This window comes from Stenotrophomonas sp. 2YAF22, from assembly GCF_052114665.1.
In the GTDB taxonomy this organism is placed as follows: domain Bacteria; phylum Pseudomonadota; class Gammaproteobacteria; order Xanthomonadales; family Xanthomonadaceae; genus Stenotrophomonas; species Stenotrophomonas indicatrix.
This window is the reverse complement of sequence record NZ_JBFRFE010000221.1, coordinates 1-6070: the sequence shown is the minus strand read 5'-3', so window position 1 is coordinate 6070 and position 6070 is coordinate 1. Positions and strand designations below refer to the sequence as shown.

At 68.1% G+C, this 6070-nt stretch carries 6 protein-coding genes; all 6 read left to right on the top strand.

Annotated features, from left to right (window positions below):
- The coding region (locus AB4Y84_RS10610) for a Mur ligase family protein (protein WP_442250106.1) at positions 1 to 1028 on the top strand (1028 nt) is incomplete at its 5' end.
- Positions 1025 to 2419 carry a UDP-N-acetylmuramoyl-tripeptide--D-alanyl-D-alanine ligase gene (locus AB4Y84_RS10605; RefSeq protein ID WP_442244655.1) on the top strand — a complete coding sequence of 465 codons (1395 nt, stop codon included), beginning with the start codon at positions 1025 to 1027 and terminating at the stop codon, positions 2417 to 2419. The genes AB4Y84_RS10610 and AB4Y84_RS10605, both read left to right, overlap by 4 nt.
- Positions 2409 to 3494, top strand: coding sequence for a phospho-N-acetylmuramoyl-pentapeptide-transferase (gene mraY, locus AB4Y84_RS10600; RefSeq protein WP_025876592.1), 1086 nt, complete (start codon positions 2409 to 2411; stop codon positions 3492 to 3494). Before AB4Y84_RS10605 ends, mraY begins: the two co-directional genes overlap by 11 nt.
- Entirely contained in the window at positions 3494 to 4813 is a 1320-nt protein-coding gene (gene ftsW, locus AB4Y84_RS10595; protein WP_025876590.1) for a putative lipid II flippase FtsW, read from the top strand. Before mraY ends, ftsW begins: the two co-directional genes overlap by 1 nt.
- Positions 4810 to 5898 (top strand): undecaprenyldiphospho-muramoylpentapeptide beta-N-acetylglucosaminyltransferase, encoded by a 1089-nt coding sequence (gene murG / locus AB4Y84_RS10590; protein ID WP_134832010.1) that lies wholly within the window; start codon positions 4810 to 4812, stop codon positions 5896 to 5898. Before ftsW ends, murG begins: the two co-directional genes overlap by 4 nt.
- Positions 5899 to 5938: 40 nt before the next feature.
- Positions 5939 to 6070, top strand: a 132-nt coding sequence (locus AB4Y84_RS10585) for a Mur ligase domain-containing protein (protein ID WP_442250107.1), incomplete at its 3' end; no start/stop codon positions are given.

Sequence of the window (6070 nt, the reverse complement as noted above, 5' to 3'; positions counted from 1 at the left end):
TGCATGCACTGCTGGCGCAGCTGCGCGACGATGGCGCGCGCGCGGTGGCGATGGAAGTCAGCTCGCATGCGCTGGACCAGGGCCGCGTGGATGCCGTGCACTACGACGTGGCGGTGTTCACCAATCTCACCCGCGATCACCTTGACTACCACGGCGACATGGCCAGCTACGGCGCGGCCAAGGCGCGGCTGTTCCATCGCCCGGGCCTGAAGGCGGCGGTCATCAATCTTGACGATGCGTTCGGTCGCCAGCTGTTCGCCGGCCTGCCGGCGGGCGTGCAGGCCATTGGCCTGAGCTCGCGTGGTGCCGACGGTGCCAGCGTGCGCGCCGAAGCGCTGCAGCTGGATGGCCGCGGCATCGGTTTCGAACTGGTCATCGACGGCCAGCGCGCTGCAGTGCAGTCGCCGCTGCTGGGCCGCTTCAACGTGGACAACCTGTTGGCCGTGGCCGGCAGCCTGCATGCGCTGGGGCATCCGCTGCCGCGCATCGCCGAGGTGCTGTCGGCACTGCAGCCGATCCGTGGCCGCATGAACCGCCTGGGCGGCGAAGATGGCCTGCCGACCGTGGTGGTTGATTACGCACATACGCCCGACGCGCTGGAACAGGCGCTGGACAGCCTGCACGGCCACCTGCAGGGCACGCTGTTCTGCGTGTTCGGCTGCGGTGGCGAGCGCGATACCGGCAAGCGCCCGCAGATGGCTGCCATTGCCGAGCGCCTGGCCAACCAGGTCATCGTCACCGACGACAACCCGCGTGGCGAAGACGGCGACGTGATCGTGGCCGACATCCTGGCCGGTTTCACCGATGCCTCGGCCGTGACCGTGCAGCGCAACCGCGCGCGTGCGATCGGCCTGGCGGTGAAGCGCGCCGGTGCCGGCGACATCATCCTGATCGCCGGCAAGGGCCACGAGCCCTATCAGGAAGTGAATGGCGTGCGGCATGACTTCGACGACACCGAAGTATCGGCCGCCGCGCTGGCTGCGAAGGCCGGTGTGTTGGCCGCTCAGGCCGGGGAGGGCGCCGCATGAAGCGCACCCTGCTTTCGCTGATCGCACACTGGGCCGGTGGCGAGATCCACGGCGACGACGTGGCCATCGACGCCATCAGCAACGATACCCGCAGCCTTGGCCCGGGCAGCCTTTACGTGGCGCTGCGTGGCGAACGCTTCGACGGCCATGACTTCGCCGCTGACGCGCAGGCACGTGGCGCCAGCGCGCTGCTGGTCGAGCGCCTGCTGCCGCTGGACCTGCCGCAGGTGCTGGTGGCCGACAGCGAGCGCGCGCTGGCGAAGATCGCCGCCGGCATGCAGCGCGACCGTACGACCGAACTATTCGCCATCACCGGCAGCAACGGCAAGACCAGCGTCAAGAGCCTGCTGCTGGCGATCCTGCAGCAGGTGGCCCAGCACGCGCACAAGGTGGTCTACGCCAACCCGGGTAACCGCAACAACGAGATCGGCCTGCCGCTGGCGGTGATCGACGCACCGGAAGATGCCGACTACGCCGTCTACGAGATGGGCGCTGGCAAGCCGGGCGACATCGCCTACCTGACCGACATCGCGCGCCCGCGCTATGCCCTGGTCAACAACATCGCCCCGGCCCACCTGGAGCGGATGGGCAGCCTGCTCGGCGTGGCGGTGACCAAGGGCGCTATCTACGCCGCACTGCCGGCCGATGGCGTGGCCGTGATCAACGCCGACGATGCCTACGGGCGCTGGTTCGAACAGCATTTCATCGGTACCCCGGCACGTTGCCGGGTGCTGCGCTATGGCCTGGAACACACCGCCGACGTCACCGCGCGCGACATCCGCGCCGGTGCGCAGGGCAGCCGCTTCACCCTGGTCACGCCGATGGGCGAGGCGGGCGTGGTGCTGGGCCTGCCGGGCCGCCACAACATCAGCAATGCGCTGGCCGCCGCCAGCCTGGCGCTTGCCGCCGGCATCGAGCTGTCACTGGTGGCCACCGGCCTGGCGGAAGCGCAGCCGGTGCCGGGCCGCCAGATCGCCCATCAGCTGCACAACGGCGCGGTGCTGGTGGACGACAGCTACAACGCCAACCCTGGTTCGCTGGCCGCCGCCATCGACGCACTGGCCGCCGCCCCGGAAGAGGGCTGGCTGGTGCTGGGTGACATGCGCGAGCTGGGCGCCGACGCCGAGGCGCTGCATGCACAGGCGGGCATCCGCGCGCGTGCCGCCGGCCTCAAGCGCCTGTATGCGCTGGGCCCGCTCAGCGCCGCTGCCGCCGCTGCGTTTGGCGAGGGCGGACATCATTTCACCACCCATGACGCGCTGTCGCAGGCGCTGAAGGAAGCGCTGCACGCCGGCGTGCGCTGCCTGGTCAAGGGTTCCCGTGGCAGCGCCATGGACACGATTGTCAAAGCGCTGCTGGCGCAAGGAGAGGAATCCCCGCATGTTGTATGAACTGGCTCGATGGTTGCAGCAGTTGGAGAGCCTGTTCGGGCTGTTCAACTACCAGACGTTCCGCGCCATCCTTGCCGCGTTGACGGCGCTGTTCCTGTCGCTGTGGCTCGGCCCGGCGATGATCCGCAAGCTTGCCCAGTTCAAGGGCGGCCAGCCGATCCGGACCGATGGTCCGCAGACCCATTTCTCCAAGGCCGGCACGCCGACCATGGGTGGTTCGCTGATCCTGCTCACCGTCACCCTGTCGGTGCTGATGTGGGCCGACCTGCGCAACCGCTACGTGTGGCTGGTGCTGGCGGTGATGCTGTGCTTCGGCGCCATCGGCTGGTACGACGACTGGATCAAGATCGTCCGTCGCGACCCGAACGGCCTGAAGTCGCGCTGGAAGTATCTGCTGCAGTCGATCTTCGGCCTGGCTGCGGGCATCTTCCTGTTCCAGACCGCCGACGTACCGGCGGCGCTGACCTTCTACATCCCGATGTTCAAGTCGGTGGCGCTGCCGCTGGCCGGCATAGGCTTCGTGGCCATCGCCTATTTCTGGATCGTCGGCTTCTCCAACGCGGTCAACCTGACCGACGGCCTGGACGGGCTGGCGATCATGCCGACGGTGCTGGTGGCCTGCGCGCTGGGCGTGTTCGCCTATGCGTCGGGCAACGCGGTGTTCGCCAACTACCTGCAGATCCCGCAGATTCCGGGCGCCGGTGAGCTGGTCATCATCTGTGCGGCGATCGCCGGCGCGGGGCTGGGCTTCCTGTGGTTCAACACCTATCCGGCCATGGTGTTCATGGGCGATATCGGCGCGCTGTCGCTGGGCGCGGTGCTGGGCACCATCGCGGTGATCACCCGCCAGGAACTGGTGCTGGTGATCATGGGCGGCGTGTTCGTCATCGAAACGCTGTCGGTGATGATCCAGGTCGCCTCGTTCAAGCTGACCGGCAAGCGCGTGTTCCGCATGGCGCCGATCCATCACCACTTCGAACTGAAGGGCTGGCCGGAGCCGCGCGTGATCGTGCGCTTCTGGATCATCTCCGTCGTGCTGGTGCTGATCGGCCTGGCCACGTTGAAGGTACGCTGATGAACGACCTGTCGCACCAGGCAACACGCCTTGAGGCCATCGGTGGCAGCTACGACAAGTGGCTGCTCGGCGCGATGATCGCGCTCACCGGGCTGGGCGTGGTGATGGTGGCGTCCAGCTCGATCGCGTTGATGAGCAGCCCGTTCTATTACCTCAACCGCCACCTGATCTTCCTGGCGGTCGGCATCGTGTTGGCCATCTTCGCCGCGCGTACCGAGCTGAAGACCATCGAGCAGTACAACCAGATGCTGCTGCTGGGCTGCTTCGCGCTGCTGGTGGTGGTGTTCGTGCCCGGTCTGGGCAGCAGCGTCAACGGTGCCCGCCGCTGGATCAACCTGGGCATCTCCAAGTTCCAGACGGTCGAAGCGGTGAAGGTGCTCTACATCGTCTGGCTGTCCAGCTACCTGGTGCGCTTCCGCGACGAGGTCAACGCGACCTGGCCGGCGATGCTCAAGCCGCTGGGCGTGGCCGGTGCGCTGGTGGTGCTGCTGCTGCTGCAGCCCGACTTCGGCTCGTCCACCCTGCTGCTGGCGATCACCGCCGGCATGCTGGTGCTGGGCGGGGTGAACATGCCGCGCATGTCGATGCCGGTGGTGATCGGTCTGGTCGGCATGAGCGCGCTGGCGATCATCGAGCCGTACCGCATGCGCCGCATCACCTCCTTCCTCGACCCGTGGGCCGACCAGCAGGGCGACGGCTACCAGCTGTCCAACGCGCTGATGGCGGTGGGCCGCGGCGAGTGGACCGGCGTTGGCCTGGGCAATTCGGTGCAGAAGCTGTACTACCTGCCCGAGGCGCACACCGACTTCATCTTCTCGGTCACCGCCGAGGAATTCGGTTTCCTGGGCACCTGCGTGATCGTGGCCCTGTACGCGCTGCTGGTCGGCCGAACCTTCTGGCTGGGCATGCGCTGCGTGGAAATGAAGCGCCACTTCTCCGGTTACATCGCCTTCGGCATCGGCCTGTGGATCAGCATGCAGACCTTCGTTTCGATCGGCGTGAACCTGGGCATCCTGCCGACCAAGGGCCTGACCCTGCCGCTGATTTCGTCGGGTGGTTCGTCGGTGCTGATGACCTGCGTTGCGATGGGCCTGCTGCTGCGCGTGTCCTATGAACTGAAGCGCGCCGAGCGCCGCCAGGCCGTGCGCATGGGCGCCGCCGACGATGTTGCCGGCCCTGCCGCCGCCGAGCCTTCTGCTGCACCGGTGGCGAAGAACGTGCCGATGGCTGCCGAACCGGCCGCGGCCGAGCCGGCCGCCGTGCGTGGCACCAGCCGCCTGCAGTCGCGCGTCGAACCCACCTTCGGGAGGCTCGGATGAGCGCGGCCCAGAACAACAACCGGCCGGTGATGATCCTGGCCGGTGGTACCGGCGGGCACATCTTCCCGGGCCTGGCCGTGGCCCGCGTGCTGCGCGCGCGTGGCGTGCCGGTCACCTGGATGGGCGCTGATGGCGCCATGGAAACCCGCCTGGTTCCGCAGCACGACATCCACATTGATACGCTGGCCATCACCGGTCTGCGCGGCAAGGGCAAGCTGGCTCTGCTGGCCGCGCCGTGGCGCCTGATGCGCGCGCTGCGTGCGGCCGGCCTGATCATCCGTGATCGCCAGCCGCGTGCGGTGGTCGCCTTCGGCGGCTTCGCTTCCGGCCCCGGTGGCATGGCCGCGCGCCTGCACGGCCTGCCACTGATCGTGCACGAACAGAACCGCGCGCCGGGCCTGACCAACCGCATCCTGTCGCGCTACGCGCGCCGCCTGCTGACCGGTTTCCCGGGCACCTTCGCTGCACGCGAGGAGTTCGTGGGCAATCCGGTGCGCGCCGAAATCGCCGCCGTCGCGCCGCCGCAGCAGCGGCTGGCCGATCGCAGCGGTCCGCTGCGCCTGCTGGTGCTGGGCGGCAGCCAGGGTGCCCGCGCGCTCAACAGTGGCGTGCCGCAGGCACTGGCCAGCCTGGGTGCGCAGGTGCCGGTGGTGGTGCGTCACCAGAGCGGCGAGAAGCTGCATGCCGAAGCGGTCGAGGCCTATGCCAAGGCCGGCGTGCAGGGCGAGGTCACACCGTTCATCGCCGACATGGCCGAAGCCTTCGCCTGGGCCGACCTGGTGGTATGCCGTTCCGGCGCGTCCACGCTGGCCGAACTCTGCGCGGTCGGCATCGGCAGCGTGCTGGTGCCATTCCCCGCTGCTGTCGACGATCACCAGACCCGCAATGCGGAGTACCTGGTCGAGCGCGATGCGGCCGTATTGCTGAAGCAGGACGAAACGTTGGCAGACGGCATTGCCGCGCTGCTGCGTGATCTGTCCGAAAATCCCGCCCGCCGCATGCAGATGGCGCAAGCCGCGCGTGCCCTGGCCAAGGTCGATGCCGCCGAGCGCATCGCCGATATCATTCTCGAGGAAGCTGTATGAAGAAGGCACGCTCCAGCGCCTGCCCTGCGCGAGGCCGCGCATGATCCGCCGCCTGCATGACACCAACGATCTGGTGCGCGCGTTCCCGCGCGTGCATTTCGTCGGCATCGGCGGCACCGGCATGAGCGGCATCGCCGAAGTGATGCTGACGCTGGGTTATGAAGTGTCCGGT

Excerpts from the sequence above, each read along its gene's own strand:
- AB4Y84_RS10605 (WP_442244655.1), top strand. The coding sequence starts at position 1,025 with ATGAAGCGCACCCTGCTTTCGCTGATCGCACACTGGGCCGGTGGCGAG.
- mraY (WP_025876592.1), top strand. The coding sequence starts at position 2,409 with ATGTTGTATGAACTGGCTCGATGGTTGCAGCAGTTGGAGAGCCTGTTC.
- ftsW (WP_025876590.1), top strand. The coding sequence starts at position 3,494 with ATGAACGACCTGTCGCACCAGGCAACACGCCTTGAGGCCATCGGTGGC.
- murG (WP_134832010.1), top strand. The coding sequence starts at position 4,810 with ATGAGCGCGGCCCAGAACAACAACCGGCCGGTGATGATCCTGGCCGGT.